This is a genomic window from Pandoraea anapnoica, from assembly GCF_902459765.1.
GTDB classification, from domain to species: Bacteria; Pseudomonadota; Gammaproteobacteria; order Burkholderiales; family Burkholderiaceae; genus Pandoraea; species Pandoraea anapnoica.
Map to the genome: position 1 here is coordinate 1 of NZ_CABPSP010000043.1, position 1,065 is coordinate 1,065.

A 1,065-nucleotide genomic window follows, 5' to 3' on the forward strand; every position below is an offset into this window, starting at 1 on the left:
TGACCCGTCCTGAAATAGGTTGTCACTTTTTCGATGCATTGAAGGAGAGGCAAATGGAGCAAGGGGTCAAGCGGACGCAGCGGGACTACAGTCTGGCTTTTAAGCTATCGGTGGTGGAGCAAGTCGAAAAGGGCGAGCTGACCTACAGGGGGGCGCAGCGGCGATACGGAATTCAGGGTCGCTCGACAGTACTGGTATGGTTACGCAAGCACGGCTTGCAGGATTGGGCCGATCCATCCGGGCGTGCTCAATCGGGTTCCACCATGTCAAAGCAAGATTCAAAGCCGCTCACGCCGGAGCAGCGCATCAAGGAGTTGGAGACGCAATTGCGCGAAGCGCAGGAGAAGGCTGCGCTGTTCGAGGCGGTGCTCGACGTGATGCGCAAGGACTACGGAATCACCGTAAAAAAGCCTTCGGGCAGGTCGTTGCGCAAAAGCGGATCGAAAAGCTAAGCGTTGAGCGAGCCTGCCGATACATGGGTATCAGCCGCCAGGCATATTACAAGCGCATTCAAAGTGAGGTACGTCGCTGCTCGCAGGCCGAGGCCGTGACAGCGCTGGTGCGCGATGTCCGGCTGCGTCAGCCGCGAATCGGGACCCGAAAATTGCACTATCTACTCGGACCAACGCTGGTCGAGCGAGGCATCAAGCTGGGCCGGGACCGACTGTTCGAGATGCTGCGCCGCGCGCGTCTGCTCGTGGTCGCCCGCCGGGCGTACCACAAGACAACGCAAAGTCATCATCGCTTCCGACGCCATCCGAACCTGCTCAAGCCGGGGCCGCAGCAGGTCGTGCCAACTGGCCCCGAACAGGTATGGGTGGCCGACATCACGTACCTACCGACGGCCGGTCCGTTTGTCTATTTGAGTCTCATCACGGATGCGTTTTCGCGCAAGATTGTCGGTCATCACGTTCACGATAGCCTGCAAACTGAACAGGTCAGTCAGGCGCTCCAAAAAGCGCTACGCAAGCGTCGCAGTCGGCAACCGCTGATACATCATTCTGATCGGGGTATCCAATACTGCTCGACCTACTATCAGGAGATCCACCGACGTCATGGCTTGCG

Annotated in this window: 1 pseudogene; it reads left to right on the forward strand. The window is 58.6% G+C overall.

The window, feature by feature from the left end:
• Positions 1–53: 53 nt before the first annotated feature.
• Positions 54–1,065 (forward strand): annotated as a pseudogene (locus tag PAN31117_RS26965) (IS3 family transposase); the annotation flags it as partial.